Raw genomic sequence first — 14379 nt, 5'->3', positions numbered from 1 at the left:
TCTGGTGGAGGAGGGCTGGTGACGGCTCTCCAGTTGAAATTGCGCCAGGGCCTGTAGCTATTATTTATGTAGCTACAGGCCCTTGTTGTATCTGCGCTAGAGGCATATTTTCTATGTAAGCTCAGATAGGTGCCGCGCCTGGGGCGGCAACGCCACCACGTCGCTGATGTTCACCGGCAGATTGGACTGCATGGACTGCACGCCCGCAATACCGATGGCGATGGATGCCGCGCCCTGCTCGTGCCCTGCGGTGCGGCCCCAGGCGTCCGGGGCTTGCGGTGGGCCGTAAAAATGGGCGTTCAGAATTTCATCGGCGCCGCCATGGGCCGCACGGATCTCCGGCATGGGCACCACATAGCTGTTCTGAAAGTGCGGGAACACGCGTATCCATTCGCCCTCGGCTTCGGCGCCGGGCTTTTCCTCGATCTTCCAGTTCTTCGGGCTGACGGCGCGGTTCATGTGGGTGCCGATGAACTCGTGGTACTCGATGCGGCCGCGGTCGCCGTTGAAGGTCACGCGCATGCCTTCGCGCGGGCTGTAGCAGACCAAAGAGTAGGTCAGGACCTGGCCGCTGCGGTAGCGCACGTTCAGCGACATCTGGTCGGGGATGGTGATACCGTCGCGGAACACGTTCTGGTCGCGCAGATAGCCCGAATCCGCCTCGCCCGCCAGGTACAGGCCGCGGAAGGACTCACTCTCGTTCAGGTCCAGGTAGAAAGGATCGTCCTTGGCCTCGGGCACGCCGGTGTAGCGTGCGTAGCGGGTCAGCTTTTCGTCGCCGCGGTTGATGGCGTTTTGCTTGCCGTAGAACACCAGGTCGCCATAGGCAAACACCTGCTGCGGAATCGCGTCCAGCCACCAGTTCACCAAGTCGAAGTGGTGCGTGCTTTTGTGCACCAGCAGGCTGCCAGAGTTTTCGATGTGCGCATGCCAGCGGCGGAAGTAGTCGGCGCCGTGGTTGGTGTCCAGCAGGTACTCCAGATTCACCGAGTGGATCTTGCCGACCACGCCGCTGGCAATCAACTCCTTGACCTTAGTGCGGAACGGTGCCCAGCGGTAGTTGAATGCCACCCGCACCCGGCGCCCGCTGGCTTTCACAGCCTCCAGAATCGCCTGGCACTTGGCGGCGTCTGTCGTCATGGGCTTTTCGGTGATCACGTCGCAGCCGGCCAGCAGTGCGCGCACGATGTATTCATGGTGGGCCGAATCCTGGGTGCAGACGAATACTTCGTCCGGCTTTTGCTCCCGCAGCATGGCGTCGAACCGGTCGGCCGTGTAAGCCGGTACCGCGTGGTAGCCGATGTCGCCCTCCAGCAGCTTGTTGTAGTAGGCCATGCGGGCCGGACTGGTGTCGCAAATGGCCACCAGTTCATTCTGCCCGGCATAGGTGGTGACCAGGGGTTCGATAAAACTCAGGGCGCGTCCGCCGGTGCCGACAAACGCATGGCGCTTTTTGCTCATGGTGCAAATGGAATGGGTTCTGAAACCACGCGGCTTCAGCGGGGTTGGTAAACCTGGGGCGTCCAGCAGCGGTCGCCTGAGGGACAAATTCGTCTGTAAATCATAGTCTTATTTAACTAAATAGTGAATAGAATCCACAGAAAGTCCTGTCTTGACACCCTGCATGCGCAGATTTTTGGCTGCTGTATTTCTTTGCACTGGAGCGCTATGACTAGCACGCAGACCCCTATAGTGGAGCCCCGTTCGCGCGACGCAGACCGCTCGCAACTGGCCATTCTGGCGGCCGCCCGAGATGAGTTTTCGCGCTATGGTTTTGCCGGTGCGCGCGTAGACCGGATCGCCGAAAACGCCCAGCTCAACAAGCGGTTGATCTACTACTACTTCACCAGCAAGGACGAGTTGTTTTTAGCGGTATTGGAGCGCACCTATGCCGATATCCGCGATGCCGAGCGCGAGCTGCATCTGCGTGATCTGGAGCCGGCCAAGGCCATCCGGCGTTTGACTGAATTCACCTGGGAATACTACATCGCCCACCCGGAATTCATCACTTTGCTGAACAGCGAGAACCTGCACCAGGCCCGGCACTTGACGCAGTCCACCCGCATCCGCGAGTTGAATTCACCCTTGGTCCAGGACCTGGGCGATATTCTGGAAAGAGGGCGGGCTGAGGGGGTCTTTCGTGGCGGTATCGATCCGGTGCAACTCTATATTTCGATTGCCAGCCTATCGTACTTTTACCTGTCCAACCATTACACCTTGTCGGCCATTTTTGGACGGGATCTGATGGCTACCAAGGCGCACAGTGAACGGCTGTCCCACATCTGTGATGTGGTCCTAGGGTATGTCCTGAGAGATTGACTCGCCGCAGCCATTTACAGCGGAAATGGGCGATTTCATAATTCACCAGTGAGTTAACTATTCGCGCATTCCCTGTCTTATAGGAGCTAGCGGTTATGGCACTTTTCACCCGTCGTCAATTTGGAGTCTCTGCCGCTGCGGCAACGGCTGCACTGGGTTTGAATCCCCTGTTGGCGCAGGCCCAGGCGACCCGCCTGCGCTGCTTCTGGTGGGGTAATCCGGACCGCGACAAGCGCACCAAGTTGTTGCTGGACACCTATAGCAAGAAGAGCGGCACCCAGATCGCGGCTGAGTCCCTGGGATGGGGTGACTATTGGACCAAACTGGGTACCCAAACCGCCGGTGGCAATGCGCCCGATCTGATCCAGATGGACTACCGCTATCTGTTCGAATACGCGCGCCGTGAAACCCTGCTGCCGCTCGACAAGCTGCTGCCCCTGGCCGATTTCAGCCCACAGGAAAAAGACGGCGGCAAGGTGGACGGCAAGCTGTATGGCGTGAACCTGGGCTCCAACTCCAAGGCCATGGTCTACGACACCGGCATGCTGGAGAAAGTCGGCGTCAAGTCCATCGACATCAACTGGACCTGGGACGACTTCGCCAAGATCAGTGGCGAGATTTCCAAGATCAACCCCGGCAAATACTGGGGCGCGAGCGACAACAGCCGCTGGGAGCAGGGCTTCGAGCAGTGGCTGAACCAGCGCGGCAAGATGCTTTACACCGCCGAGGGCAAAGCCGCCTTCACCCGCGACGACGTGGCGGCCTGGTTCGACCTGTGGGACAAGCTGCGCAAGGCCGGCGCCATTCCACCGGCCGATGTGGGAGCCACCAACAACGGCAAGGTCGAGGAATACGAGCTGACCCGCGGCCTAGCGGCCATGAGCTTCGTCAACTCCAACCAGGTGGTGGCTTTCCAGGGCATCAACAAGAACAAGCTGGCCATCAGCGTGTTCCCACGCGCCAAGACCGGCTCGTCCGGCCACTACATCAAGCCCTCCCAGATGATGAGCGTGTCGGCCCGCTGCAAGGCGCCGGAAGAAGCGGCCAAAGTGATCAACTTCATGGTCAACGACCCCGAGGGAGTGAAGATTCTGGGCATCGAGCGCGGTGTGCCTTGCTCTGCTGCAGCACGCGCGGCACTGGCGCCCGATCTGGATGCCCTGGGCAAGATGCAGCTCGACTATGTGGCTGCCGTCACCAAGGTGGCCGTACCCCTGCCGCCGCCGCCACCCAAAGGCGCGGGCGAGGTGGAGAACCTGCTGCGCCGGGTTGCCGATGCCGTGGCCTTTGGCCGCACCAGCATCAAGGACGGCGCCCAGCAGTTCCATACCGAAGTCGAAGGCATTCTCGCCAGGGCCTGACGGCCACGGCATGCGACCGCATGGGGCGCTTCACTTCCGCTTTTTTGCTGTCTAGCCTGGAAGGCAAACTACGTGTCAACCCTTGATGAAAAAACCTCCCGTGCGCGGCGAGGGCAGTCGCGTGCAGCCTGGCGCAGGGACTTGGTGGGCTATGCCTTCCTGATGCCCTGGCTGATCGGCTTCGTCTGCTTCTCGCTGGGGCCGGTGCTGGCGTCGCTGTATCTGTCGTTCACCAAGTTTGATTTGTTGCGTCCGGCCCAGTGGATAGGCGCGGACAACTATGTGCGGATGTTTACGGCGGACGCCCGGTTCTGGCAGTCGCTCAAGGTCACTTTCAGCTACATGCTGATGGAGGTACCGCTGAAGCTGGCATTCGCGCTGCTGGTGGCGGTGGTGCTGGACAAGGCGATACGCGGCGGTGCCCTGTACCGGGCGCTGTTCTACATTCCGTCGCTGCTGGGCGGCTCGGTAGCAATTGCCGTGCTGTGGCGGCAGCTGTTCGAAGGCAATGGCACGCTGAACCAGATTCTGCTATGGCTCTTCAACTACAAGGGGCCGAGCTGGATCGCCAACCCGGACACGGCCATCTACACCCTGGTGCTGCTGGCGGTATGGCAGTTTGGTTCGCCGATGATCATCTTCCTGGCCGGCCTGCGGCAGATTCCGCAGGACCTGTACGAGGCCGCCTCCATGGACGGCGCCGGCACCTGGCGCAAGTTCCGCAAGATCACCTTGCCGCTGCTGGCGCCGGTGATCTTCTTCAACATGGTGCTGCAGATCATCGAAGGCTTCAAAGCCTTCACCCCGGCCTATGTGGTGTCGGGCGGCACCGGCGGCCCCATCGATTCCACGCTGTTCTACACCCTGTACCTGTACCAGGAAGCCTTTTCCTACTTCCGCATGGGATATGCCTCGGCGCTGGCCTGGGTGCTGCTGCTGATCATCGGCGCCTTTACCGGCATCAGTTTCCTTACCTCCAAATACTGGGTCTACTATGAAGACGATCCGCGCTAACCAACCTCGGCGGCCGGGCGTGCTGCGCCTGCTGGCCGGCGGCCTGGCCCGCCACGCCGTGCTGATCGGCGCGACCTTTCTGATGCTGTATCCGCTGCTGTGGATGGTGGCCTCGTCGTTCAAGCCCGAGTCCATCATCTTCACCGACCTGTCGATCTGGCCGCACGCGTTTGACTTCGGCAACTATGTGCAGGGCTGGACGGCGCTGCAGGAGAGCTTCACCGTGTTCTTCAAGAACTCGGTGCTGGTGGCGGTGCTGGTGGTGGTAGGCAACACCATCTCCTGCTCCATCACCGCCTATGCGTTTGCGCGGCTGGAGTTCCGTGGCCGGCGCATCTGGTTCGTGGTGATGCTCGGCACCCTGATGTTGCCCTACCACGTGACCCTGATTCCGCAGTACGTGCTGTTCCTGAAGCTGGGCTGGATCGATACCTTTCTGCCGCTGATCGTGCCCAAGTTCCTGGCCGCCGATGCGTTCTTCATCTTCCTGATGGTGCAGTTCTTCCGCGGCATTCCGCGTGAGCTGGACGAGGCCGCGGTGCTGGACGGCTGCGGCCCCTGGCGCATCTACTGGAAGATCATCATGCCGCTGTCCATGCCGGTATTGGCCACCACCGCCATTTTCTCCTTTCTCTGGACCTGGAACGACTTTCTGGGTCCGCTGGTGTACCTCAACGAGGCCAGCAACTACACCGTGCCGCTGGCGCTGCGCTCGTTTGTGGACTCCACCGGGCAGTCGGCCTGGGGCCAGTTGTTCGCCATGTCGGTACTGGCCATCCTGCCGATCTTCCTGTTTTTTCTCTGCTTCCAACGTCTGATCATTGAAGGCGTTGCCCAATCTGGAATGAAACGATGACATCTCCTACGATACGCTTTGCCGCCATCGGCCTGAACCACAACCACATCTACGGCCAGACCCGTGCCGTGCTGGACGCCGGGGGCGAACTGGTGAGCTTCTACGCCGTCGAGGACGACCTGGCCGCCGACTACGCCAAGGCCTTCCCGCAGGCCCGCCGCGTGGCCGACCAGCGCGAAATCCTGGAAGACGCCAGTATCCAGCTGGTGGTCAGCGCCACTATCCCCGATGTGCGGGCCGCTACCGCCATCGCCGTCATGCGCCATGGCAAGGATGTGATGGTCGACAAGCCCGGTGTCATCACCTTGGATGAACTGGCCGCGGTGCGCAAGGTGCAGGCCGAGACCGGGCGGATTTTCTCGGTGTGTTTTTCCGAGCGCTTCGAGAACCGCGCCACCGAGAAAGCCAGCCAGCTGGTGGCCGCTGGCGCCATCGGCCGGGTCGTGCAGACCATGGGCATGGGCCCGCATGCGCTGCGCAACAACCCGCGCCCCGACTGGTTCTTCGAGCGCAAGCGCTACGGCGGCATTCTGTGCGACATCGCGGCCCACCAATGCGACCAGTTCCTGCACTTCACCGGCTCTACCCAGGCCGAGGTCGTGGCTTCGCACATCGGCAATTTCGGCAACCCGGAGACGCCTGAGCTGGAAGACTTCGGCGAAGTGCTGCTGCGCGGCAATGGCGGCACCGGCTTCATCCGCGTGGACTGGTTCACGCCCAAGGGCCTGGGTGTCTGGGGCGACGGTCGGCTGACCATTCTGGGCACCGAGGGCTATATCGAGCTGCGCAAATACGTGGACATTGCCGGCCGCCCGGGCGGCGACCACCTGTTCCTGGTCGATGGTAAGGGCACGCAGCACATGGACTGCAAGGCCGAAGTTCTGCCCTATGGCGCGCGGCTGATCCAGGATGTGCTGAACCGTACCGAAACTGCCATGTCCCAAGCCCATTGTTTCTTGGCAACCGAACTGGCATTGAAAGCCGAGGCCTTGGCCACCCGTGTAGGAGGAGTTGCGTGATGGTGCAGAAATTACAGAAATTGCGGGTTGCCGTGGTTGGCCTGGGCGTGGGCAAGGGCCATTTGCAAGCCTATGCCGCGATCCCCGAGCTGTACGATATTGCCGCGGTGTGTGAACTGGACGCGGCCAAGGCCAGCGCCGCCGCTGCCGAGTTCGGTGTGCCCTGGCACACCACCCAGTTCAGCGAGCTACTGGCCAGCGGCAAGGTGGATATCGTCGACATCTGCACGCCACCGTACACCCACCGCGCGCTGATCGAGCAGGCGCTGGCCGCCGGTCTGCATGTGGTCTGCGAGAAGCCCCTGGTCGGTTCGTTGGCCGAGGCCGATGCAATTGCCGCAGCACAAAAGGCCGCCAAAGGCACGCTGTTCCCTATCTTCCAATACCGCTTTGGTCACGGTCTGCAAAAGCTCAAGCATCTGCAGTCCAAGGGCTTTGCGCATACGCCATTCCTGAGCACCATCGAGACCTCCTGGCGTCGTGACGCGGACTACTACGAAGTGCAGTGGCGCGGCAAATGGGCCACCGAGATGGGGGGCTGCTGCCTGACCCAGGCCCTGCATGCGCACGACATGCTGTCGTATGTGAATGGCCCGGTGAAAACTGTGTTTGCTCATCTGGCTACCCGCGTGAACCCCATCGAGGTGGAAGACTGCGCCGCCATTTCCATAGGCATGGAAAACGGCTCGGTGGCCACGCTGTCGGTGACCCTGGGCGCGGCTGAAGAGCTGTCGCGCCTGCGCTTCATGTTCTCCGACCTGACGGTGGAAAGCCGCAGCACCGAGCCCTACCGGCCGGGCAAGGACCCCTGGCATTTCCAGGGCAAGACGCCTGCGATCGATGCCGCCATCAGCGTCGCCCTGGCCGACTTTGTGCCGGCGCTGGAATCCTTCGAGGGCGAGTTCGCGCTGATCCACGCCACCGTGACCGGCGGCGCCCCCACGCCGGTGAGCTTGCATGATGCGCGCCAGTCGCTGGAGCTGATCACGGCGATCTACCACTCAGCCGAAACCGGCACCCAGGTCAGCCTGCCTATTCCACTTGGCCACGCCAAGTACAACAGCTGGGCGCCGACTGGCGGCAGCTTCAACAAGGTGGCGCACCATGGCTGAGCTGTCACTGCGGGGCATCATCAAACGCTACGGCAACGTGGAGATCATCCACGGTGTCGACCTGGACATCCGCGACGGCGAGTTCGTGGTCTTCGTCGGCCCTTCGGGCTGCGGCAAGTCCACCTTGCTGCGCATGATCGCCGGGCTGGAAGAAATCTCCGATGGCGAGTTCTGCATCGACGGCGACCGCGTCAACGAGGTGCCGGCGGCCCAGCGCAAGATCGCCATGGTGTTCCAGTCGTATGCGCTGTACCCGCATATGAGCGTGTACGACAACCTGGCTTTCGGCCTGCAAACTGCGGGCGAAAAAAAGGACGTGATCGACCGGCGCGTGCAGCACGCTGCCAAGATGCTGAAAATCGACAGCTATCTGCAGCGCAAGCCCAAGGCCTTGTCCGGCGGCCAGCGCCAGCGGGTGGCCATAGGCCGGGCCATCGTGCGCGAACCCAAGCTGTTTCTGTTCGATGAACCCCTGTCCAATCTGGACGCCGAGTTGCGCGTGCAGATGCGCGTCGAGCTGTCCAAGCTGCATGCGGATCTGGGTACCACCATGATCTACGTGACCCACGACCAGGTCGAGGCCATGACCATGGCGGACCGCATCGTGGTGCTGCAGGATGGTCGGATCGAGCAGGCCGGCTCGCCGCTGGAGCTGTACAACCACCCGGCGAACCGCTTCGTTGCCGGCTTCATCGGTAGCCCGAAGATGAACTTCCTGGACGGTGTGGTCGCCGGCCGCAGCGCCACGGGGCTCGACGTGCGCCTGCTGGGTGGCGAGACCGTGCACCTGCCGGTACTGGCCAACGGCATGGCCGACGGCGCGCCAGTCTGCGTCGGCATCCGCCCCGAGCATGCAGAGCTGGCAGAGCAGGGTCTGCCCATGCACGTCAGCCTGACCGAGCAGCTGGGCGGCAACACCGTGCTGTACGGCAGCCTAGGTGCCCAGCAGCCGCTGGTGGTGCAGGTGGTGGGGCAGAGCCAGTTCAAGCGCGGCGACACGGTGCATGTGCAGCTGCCGCCCGCCAGCTGCCATGGCTTTGCCGAAAGCGGCTTGACGCTGGCCCGGCGCTGAACATCTTCTTGCACCAGGAGGCCTGATGAATATTCCTGCGACTGCCGTGCCTGTGCGGCTGCGCGCCATCACGCTGTACCAGCGCCATGTGACGCTGCGCCTGCCGTTCCGCTTCGGCGCAGCAACTGTCACCCAGTGCCCGCAGGCCTTTGTGCGCGTGGTGCTGGAGGTGAACGGCAAGAACTGGGAGGGTATGGCGGCCGAACTGATGGTGCCCAAGTGGTTTGACAAGTCGCCGGGCCTGACCCACGAACAGAATTTCGAGCAGCTGCGCGAGGCCTTGCGCATTGCGCGGGGCGCATATCTGGAGGGCGGTGCGGCACTGACGCCGTTCGCGCTGTCGCAGACCCAGGGCGAGGCGGCTATAGGTGCGGCCGTGGCCCGCGGCCTGCCCCGGCTGGCCGCGCAGTTCGGCCCGGCCTTGCTGGACAAGGCGGTGGCCGATGCCGTGCTGCGCGCCTCCGAACTTGACTGGGTGCGCGGCGTGGCAGCCGGCGTGCTGGGCGACCCCTGGTCCGCCCAGCTGCAATTGCAGGCACCGGGCCATGTCTGGCTGCGCCACACCGTGGGCCTGGCGGACCGCATCCTGGCCAGCGATGCGGGTGCCAGCCCCGGTGATGGTCTGCCCGAGACGCTGGAGGACGCGATTGCCAGCTACGGTTTGCGTTACTTCAAGATCAAGCTCAGCGGCCAGCTGGAGGCCGACCTGGAGCGCCTGCAGCGGATTGCCGGCCTGCTGCAGCGCACGGCCGGCGACTACCGCGCGACGCTGGACGGGAATGAAACCTTTGCCAGTGCCGAGGCCTTGGGTGCATTCTGGCGCGCCCTGCAGGCTCAGGCTCCGCTGCAGGAGCTGCTGGCGCGCACCCTGCTGCTGGAGCAACCCTTGCCGCGCCACCTGGCCCTGGCCGAGCCGATTGCCGGGCTGGGCATAGACGTGCCGGTGATTCTGGACGAGTCCGACGACCAGGCCGGCGTGCTGGCCCAGGGCATTGCGCTCGGCTACCGGGGCATTTCCAGCAAGGCCTGCAAAGGTATTTACCGTTCACTGCACAGCGCCTGGCGCGTGGCCCAGGAGCCGCAGCGCCTGCTGCTGTCGGGCGAGGACCTGACCTGCCAGGCCGGGCTGGCGGTGCAGCAGGACACGCTGCTGGCGGCCAGCCTGGGCGTCACCCATATCGAGCGCAACGGCCACCATTACGTGGACGGCTTCGGCACCGCACCTGCGGCTGAATCCGATGCCTTTGCCCAGGCCCACGCGGGCTTCTACCACGCGCCCCAGGGCCGGCCCCGGCTGCGCGTGCACAGCGGCCAGCTGCAGCTGGCGACCTTGTATGTGCCCGGCTTTGCCACGGCGGCAGCCCCGCTGTGGGACAGCCTGGAGCCTATCCACTGACTTGCATGGACTCGGGTGCGGAGCACACCGAGCCATGAAAGTCGTTTTACGTTAACCCACCCACTTGAAGTACCAGCCATGACGACACACACCCTCGGTCTCATTATGCACGGCGTCACCGGACGCATGGGCATGAACCAGCATCTGATCCGCTCCATCGTCGCCATCCGCAAGCAGGGCGGCGTGACCCTGAGCAACGGCGACAAGGTCATGCCCGACCCCATCCTCATAGGCCGCAACGCCGAGAAAATGCAGGCCCTGGCCCAGGCCCACGGCATTGCCCGCTGGGGCACGGATCTGGACGCGGCCTTGGCGAACCCGGCCGATACCGTGTTCTTCGACGCCGGCACCACCCAGATGCGTCCAACCCTGCTGGCCAAGGCGATCCGCGCAGGCAAGCATGTGTACTGTGAAAAGCCGATTGCCACCAACCTGAACGAGGCGGTGGAGATCGCCCGCCTGGCCGAGGCCTCCGGCCTGAAGCACGGTGCGGTGCAAGACAAATTGTTTTTGCCCGGCCTGCGCAAGCTCGACATGCTGCGCCGCGCCGGCTTCTTCGGCCGCATGCTGTCGGTGCGCCTGGAGTTCGGCTACTGGGTGTTCGAGGGCGATCTGCAGCCCATCCAGCGCCCGAGTTGGAACTACCGTGCCGAGGACGGCGGCGGCATGATCCTGGACATGATGTGCCACTGGCGCTATGTGCTGGACAACCTGTTCGGCGAGGTCAAGTCCGTGTCGTGCATAGGCGCCACGCATATCCCCGAGCGCTGGGACGAGGCCGGCAAGCCCTATAAGGCCACGGCCGACGACGCCGCCTACGCCACGGCCGAGCTCATCGGCCACAACGGCGAGCCGGTGATTGCCCAGCTCAATATGTCGTGGGCCACGCGGGTGCGCCGCGACGACCTGGTCACCTTCCATGTCGACGGCACGCACGGCTCGGCCGTCGCCGGCCTGACCGACTGCCGTGCGCAAAGCCGCGTGACCACACCGCGCCCGGTGTGGAACCCGGACCAGAAGCAGACCATGGACTTCTTCGACCAGTGGCAGGAAGTGCCGGACTCGCAGGTCTTTGATAGCGGTTTCAAGATCCAGTGGGAGCACTTCATCCGCCACGTGGTGGAAAACGAGCCCTACCGCTGGACCCTGCCCGAAGGCGCGAAGGGCGTGCAACTGGTCGAAGTGGCCTTGCAGTCCTGGAAGGAGCGGCGCTGGGTGGATGTGCCTGCACTACACATTTGATAGCTGCTGGCGCAGATACTACCTGCGCTAGAGCCCGATTTTCTTTAAAAGTGGTGAGATGACCATGGCCCAAACCCTTTTGCTGCCCACCGCCGGGGCGCTGCAACCCTATACCTTGCGCGGCACGCCGCCGCTGGCGTCTGGCACCCGCGTGCCGTTCAACCGCATCGCCTATTCCGCCGCCCATGTGGTGGCCGACCCGCGCGCCGCTATCGACCCCTGGCTGCAGTGTGCGGTGGACTGGGACGCCACCATCGCCTACCGCCAGCGCCTGTGGTCCTTGGGTCTGGGCGTGGCCGAGGCCATGGACACGGCGCAGCGTGGCATGGGCCTGGACTGGCCGACCTCGCTGGAGCTGATACGCCGCTCGCTGGACGCCGCCAAGGACGTGCCCGGTGCGCTGGTGGCATCCGGCTGCGGCACCGACCACCTGGTGCTGGAGGACGTGCGCACCGTCGACCAGGTGATCGCCGCCTACGAGGAGCAGATGGCGGCCATCGAAAAGCTCGGCGGCAAGCTGATCGTCATGGCCAGCCGTGCGCTGACCCACGTGGCCCAAAGCCCGGCCGACTATGAGCGCGTCTACGACCGCATCCTGCGCCAGGCCCAGCAGCCGGTGGTGCTGCACTGGCTGGGTGATATGTTCGACCCGGCACTCAAGGGCTACTGGGGTTCGCTCGATGTGGATGTGGCCATGGATACGGCGCTGGCCGTGATCGCCGCGCACCCGAACAAGGTCGATGGCATCAAGATTTCGTTGCTGGATAAGGATAAGGAAATCGCCATGCGGCGGCGTCTACCCGCGGGTGTGCGCATGTACACCGGCGACGACTTCAACTACGCCGAGCTGATCGCCGGTGACGGCTACGGCAAGCAGGTGACGCATGGCCAGAGCGATGCGCTGCTGGGCATCTTCGACGCCATCGCGCCCGCAGCCAGCGCCGCGCTCAGCGCCCTGGCGCAGGGCGATAGCGCGCAGTTCCACGCCATCCTGGGCCCGACGGTGCCGCTGTCGCGCCACATCTTTGCCGCGCCCACGCGCTACTACAAGACCGGCGTAGTTTTCATGGCCTGGCTGAACGGCCACCAGAGCCACTTCACCATGGTCGGCGGCCAGCAGAGCACGCGTTCGCTGGCGCACTTCGCCGAGCTGTTCCGCCTGGCCGATACGGCCAACTTGCTGGAGCAACCGGACCTGGCGGTGCACCGCATGCGCACACTACTGGCGTTGCACGGAGTGGAATAACAATATGCGTGATTTCTCTGAAAACCACCGCTGGTTGTCCATCAACACCGCCACCGTTCGCAAGCAGTGGAAGCTGGACCGCATCATCGAAGAGTGCGCGCAGCGCGACATCCGCGCCATCAGTCCCTGGCGAGACCAGGTGGCAGCTGTCGGGTTGGACAAGATCGCCCGGCAGCTGCGTGATACCGGCATAGAGCTTTCCGGTTATTGCCGTGGAGGCTTCTTCCCGGCGGTTGACGCTGCTGGCCATCAAGCTGCGCTACTCGACAACTGCCAAGCCATAGACGAGGCCAAGACCCTGGGCGCACCCTGCGTGGTGCTGGTGGTTGGCAGCCTGCCCGGAGCGCTGATCGGCAAGCCGGCCTATACCGACATTTCCCGTGCCCGCACGGAAGTGTTTGACGGCATCGCCGCCGCGTTGGAATACGCGCGTCAGGTCGGTATGCCCTTGGCCATCGAGCCGCTGCACCCCATGCAGGCGGCGGAGCGCGCCTGCGTCAACACGCTGGAGCATGCGCTGGATATCTGCGACGCACTGGACCAGCAGCAGACCGGTGCACTCGGCGTGGCGCTGGACATCTACCACGTGTGGTGGGATCCGAAGTTGCAGCAGCAGATTGCCCGCGCCGGCGCGGCTCGGCTGCTGGCCTACCATGTGTGCGACTGGCTGCTGCCCACGCGCGACCTGTTGAACGACCGCGGCATGATGGGTGACGGCGTTGTGGAACTGAAGAAGATCCGTGGCTGGGTGGAAGCGGCAGGCTACCAGGGCTATAGCGAGGTCGAGATATTCTCCGACCTCGACTGGTGGCAGCGCCCCGGCGAAGAGGTGCTGAATACCTGCGTCAGCCGCCACCGTAGCGCTGTGTAGGCAAATATCCCGTTCACATCCAGTAGCCATTTTTCTGGCGTATAACCAAGACACACTGTCAACGAACAGTCACTTATTACGTTGTTGAACTACTACTGAAAAACGGATGGATACCATGGCACACACCTTCTTTTCCCTGCGCACACCTGTGATTGCTTGCACCATTGCCGCTCTGGCTTTGGGCGGCTGCGCGAACATGAGCGAAACCCAAAAAGGGACTGGCATTGGTGCCGGTATTGGCGCAGTTGCCGGTGCCTTGATCGGCGGCAATAAGACCGGTGCGGCCGTGGGCGGCGCGGTCGGCGCGCTCGGCGGCTATGTCTGGTCCAAGCACATGCAGGACAAGAAGGCCGCGATGGAGCAGGCCACCGCCGGCACCGGTGTGGCGGTGACGCAAACCGCGGACAACCAGCTCAAGCTGAATATCCCCAGCGACATCTCTTTTGACACCGGCCGCGCCGATATCAAGCCGAATCTGCGCCCCATCCTCGACCAGTTTGCCAACGGCCTGCAGAACCAGCCGAATACCGAGGTGCGCATCATTGGCCATACCGACAGCACCGGTTCTGAGGCCATCAACAACCCCTTGTCCCTGCACCGCGCCGAAAGCGCCCGTAACTATTTGGCCGAGCGCGGTGTGGATAGCCGCCGCGTGACGGTGGAAGGCCGTGGCGAGCGCGAGCCGGTTGCCGACAACACCAGCGATGCCGGTCGCGCCCGCAACCGCCGTGTAGAAATCTTCCTGGCGGAACGCGCGCAGTAATTGGGCTCACCCCCAGGCTCCACACTACGTGCTTTCGCCACCCCCTTGCAGGGGGCGATACCAGCGGCCTGGCAAAGCCAGTTCCGCGGTATCCCTGGCTGGAGCCGT

General features: G+C 63.4%; 13 protein-coding genes. 12 read left to right on the top strand and 1 reads right to left on the bottom strand.

Annotated elements, in window-relative coordinates; all coding sequences use genetic code 11:
- Positions 1 to 111: 111 nt before the first annotated feature.
- Complete coding sequence (locus AC07R0_RS10710) at positions 112 to 1461, bottom strand: Gfo/Idh/MocA family oxidoreductase (protein ID WP_495104813.1); 1350 nt, start codon at positions 1459 to 1461, stop codon at positions 112 to 114.
- A gap of 207 nt (positions 1462 to 1668) precedes the next feature.
- On the opposite strand from AC07R0_RS10710, the gene AC07R0_RS10705 reads away from it, so the two are divergent.
- The 12 genes from AC07R0_RS10705 (at position 1669) to AC07R0_RS10650 (ending at position 14271) form a co-directional block, all read left to right on the top strand.
- Positions 1669 to 2319, top strand: a complete 651-nt coding sequence (locus AC07R0_RS10705; RefSeq protein ID WP_495096095.1) for a TetR/AcrR family transcriptional regulator — start codon at positions 1669 to 1671, stop codon at positions 2317 to 2319.
- A 95-nt stretch (positions 2320 to 2414) separates the two neighbouring features.
- Positions 2415 to 3680, top strand: a complete 1266-nt coding sequence (locus AC07R0_RS10700) for an ABC transporter substrate-binding protein (RefSeq protein ID WP_495104812.1) — start codon at positions 2415 to 2417, stop codon at positions 3678 to 3680.
- Between the two features lie 72 nt (positions 3681 to 3752).
- Complete coding sequence (locus AC07R0_RS10695) at positions 3753 to 4694, top strand: carbohydrate ABC transporter permease (protein WP_207776293.1); 942 nt, start codon at positions 3753 to 3755, stop codon at positions 4692 to 4694.
- Entirely contained in the window at positions 4675 to 5550 is an 876-nt protein-coding gene (locus AC07R0_RS10690) for a carbohydrate ABC transporter permease (protein ID WP_495104811.1), read from the top strand. Before AC07R0_RS10695 ends, AC07R0_RS10690 begins: the two co-directional genes overlap by 20 nt.
- Positions 5547 to 6569, top strand: a complete 1023-nt coding sequence (locus AC07R0_RS10685) for a Gfo/Idh/MocA family protein (RefSeq protein WP_495104810.1) — start codon at positions 5547 to 5549, stop codon at positions 6567 to 6569. Before AC07R0_RS10690 ends, AC07R0_RS10685 begins: the two co-directional genes overlap by 4 nt.
- On the top strand, positions 6569 to 7681 hold the full coding sequence (locus tag AC07R0_RS10680) for a Gfo/Idh/MocA family protein (RefSeq protein WP_495104809.1): 1113 nt from the start codon (positions 6569 to 6571) through the stop codon (positions 7679 to 7681). Before AC07R0_RS10685 ends, AC07R0_RS10680 begins: the two co-directional genes overlap by 1 nt.
- Positions 7674 to 8753, top strand: a complete 1080-nt coding sequence (locus AC07R0_RS10675) for an ABC transporter ATP-binding protein (protein ID WP_495104808.1) — start codon at positions 7674 to 7676, stop codon at positions 8751 to 8753. Before AC07R0_RS10680 ends, AC07R0_RS10675 begins: the two co-directional genes overlap by 8 nt.
- 25 nt (positions 8754 to 8778) lie before the next feature.
- Positions 8779 to 10149 (top strand): hypothetical protein, encoded by a 1371-nt coding sequence (locus AC07R0_RS10670; protein ID WP_495104807.1) that lies wholly within the window; start codon positions 8779 to 8781, stop codon positions 10147 to 10149.
- A 78-nt stretch (positions 10150 to 10227) separates the two neighbouring features.
- Positions 10228 to 11391: a Gfo/Idh/MocA family protein gene (locus AC07R0_RS10665; protein WP_495104806.1), complete on the top strand. Its 1164-nt coding sequence runs from the start codon at positions 10228 to 10230 to the stop codon at positions 11389 to 11391.
- A 64-nt stretch (positions 11392 to 11455) separates the two neighbouring features.
- The gene (locus tag AC07R0_RS10660; RefSeq protein WP_495104805.1) at positions 11456 to 12637 is read left to right on the top strand and encodes a dihydrodipicolinate synthase family protein; all 1182 of its coding nucleotides are present in this window, start codon (positions 11456 to 11458) and stop codon (positions 12635 to 12637) included.
- 4 nt (positions 12638 to 12641) lie between these two features.
- The gene (locus AC07R0_RS10655; protein WP_495104804.1) at positions 12642 to 13508 is read left to right on the top strand and encodes a sugar phosphate isomerase/epimerase family protein; all 867 of its coding nucleotides are present in this window, start codon (positions 12642 to 12644) and stop codon (positions 13506 to 13508) included.
- A gap of 115 nt (positions 13509 to 13623) precedes the next feature.
- Positions 13624 to 14271, top strand: a complete 648-nt coding sequence (locus AC07R0_RS10650; RefSeq protein ID WP_495104803.1) for a YiaD family glycine zipper/OmpA-like lipoprotein — start codon at positions 13624 to 13626, stop codon at positions 14269 to 14271.
- The last annotated feature ends 108 nt before the right edge of the window (positions 14272 to 14379 follow it).

The organism is Rhodoferax sp. GW821-FHT07F03 (assembly GCF_059418745.1).
Note: the sequence above shows the minus strand (reverse complement) of the source record. Positions and strands in the feature narration are given on the sequence as shown.

Coding starts and splice junctions, on each gene's coding strand:
- AC07R0_RS10710 (WP_495104813.1), bottom strand. CDS start 1,461: ATGAGCAAAAAGCGCCATGCGTTTGTCGGCACCGGCGGACGCGCCCTG.
- AC07R0_RS10705 (WP_495096095.1), top strand. CDS start 1,669: ATGACTAGCACGCAGACCCCTATAGTGGAGCCCCGTTCGCGCGACGCA.
- AC07R0_RS10700 (WP_495104812.1), top strand. CDS start 2,415: ATGGCACTTTTCACCCGTCGTCAATTTGGAGTCTCTGCCGCTGCGGCA.
- AC07R0_RS10690 (WP_495104811.1), top strand. CDS start 4,675: ATGAAGACGATCCGCGCTAACCAACCTCGGCGGCCGGGCGTGCTGCGC.
- AC07R0_RS10685 (WP_495104810.1), top strand. CDS start 5,547: ATGACATCTCCTACGATACGCTTTGCCGCCATCGGCCTGAACCACAAC.
- AC07R0_RS10680 (WP_495104809.1), top strand. CDS start 6,569: ATGGTGCAGAAATTACAGAAATTGCGGGTTGCCGTGGTTGGCCTGGGC.
- AC07R0_RS10675 (WP_495104808.1), top strand. CDS start 7,674: ATGGCTGAGCTGTCACTGCGGGGCATCATCAAACGCTACGGCAACGTG.
- AC07R0_RS10670 (WP_495104807.1), top strand. CDS start 8,779: ATGAATATTCCTGCGACTGCCGTGCCTGTGCGGCTGCGCGCCATCACG.
- AC07R0_RS10665 (WP_495104806.1), top strand. CDS start 10,228: ATGACGACACACACCCTCGGTCTCATTATGCACGGCGTCACCGGACGC.
- AC07R0_RS10660 (WP_495104805.1), top strand. CDS start 11,456: ATGGCCCAAACCCTTTTGCTGCCCACCGCCGGGGCGCTGCAACCCTAT.
- AC07R0_RS10655 (WP_495104804.1), top strand. CDS start 12,642: ATGCGTGATTTCTCTGAAAACCACCGCTGGTTGTCCATCAACACCGCC.
- AC07R0_RS10650 (WP_495104803.1), top strand. CDS start 13,624: ATGGCACACACCTTCTTTTCCCTGCGCACACCTGTGATTGCTTGCACC.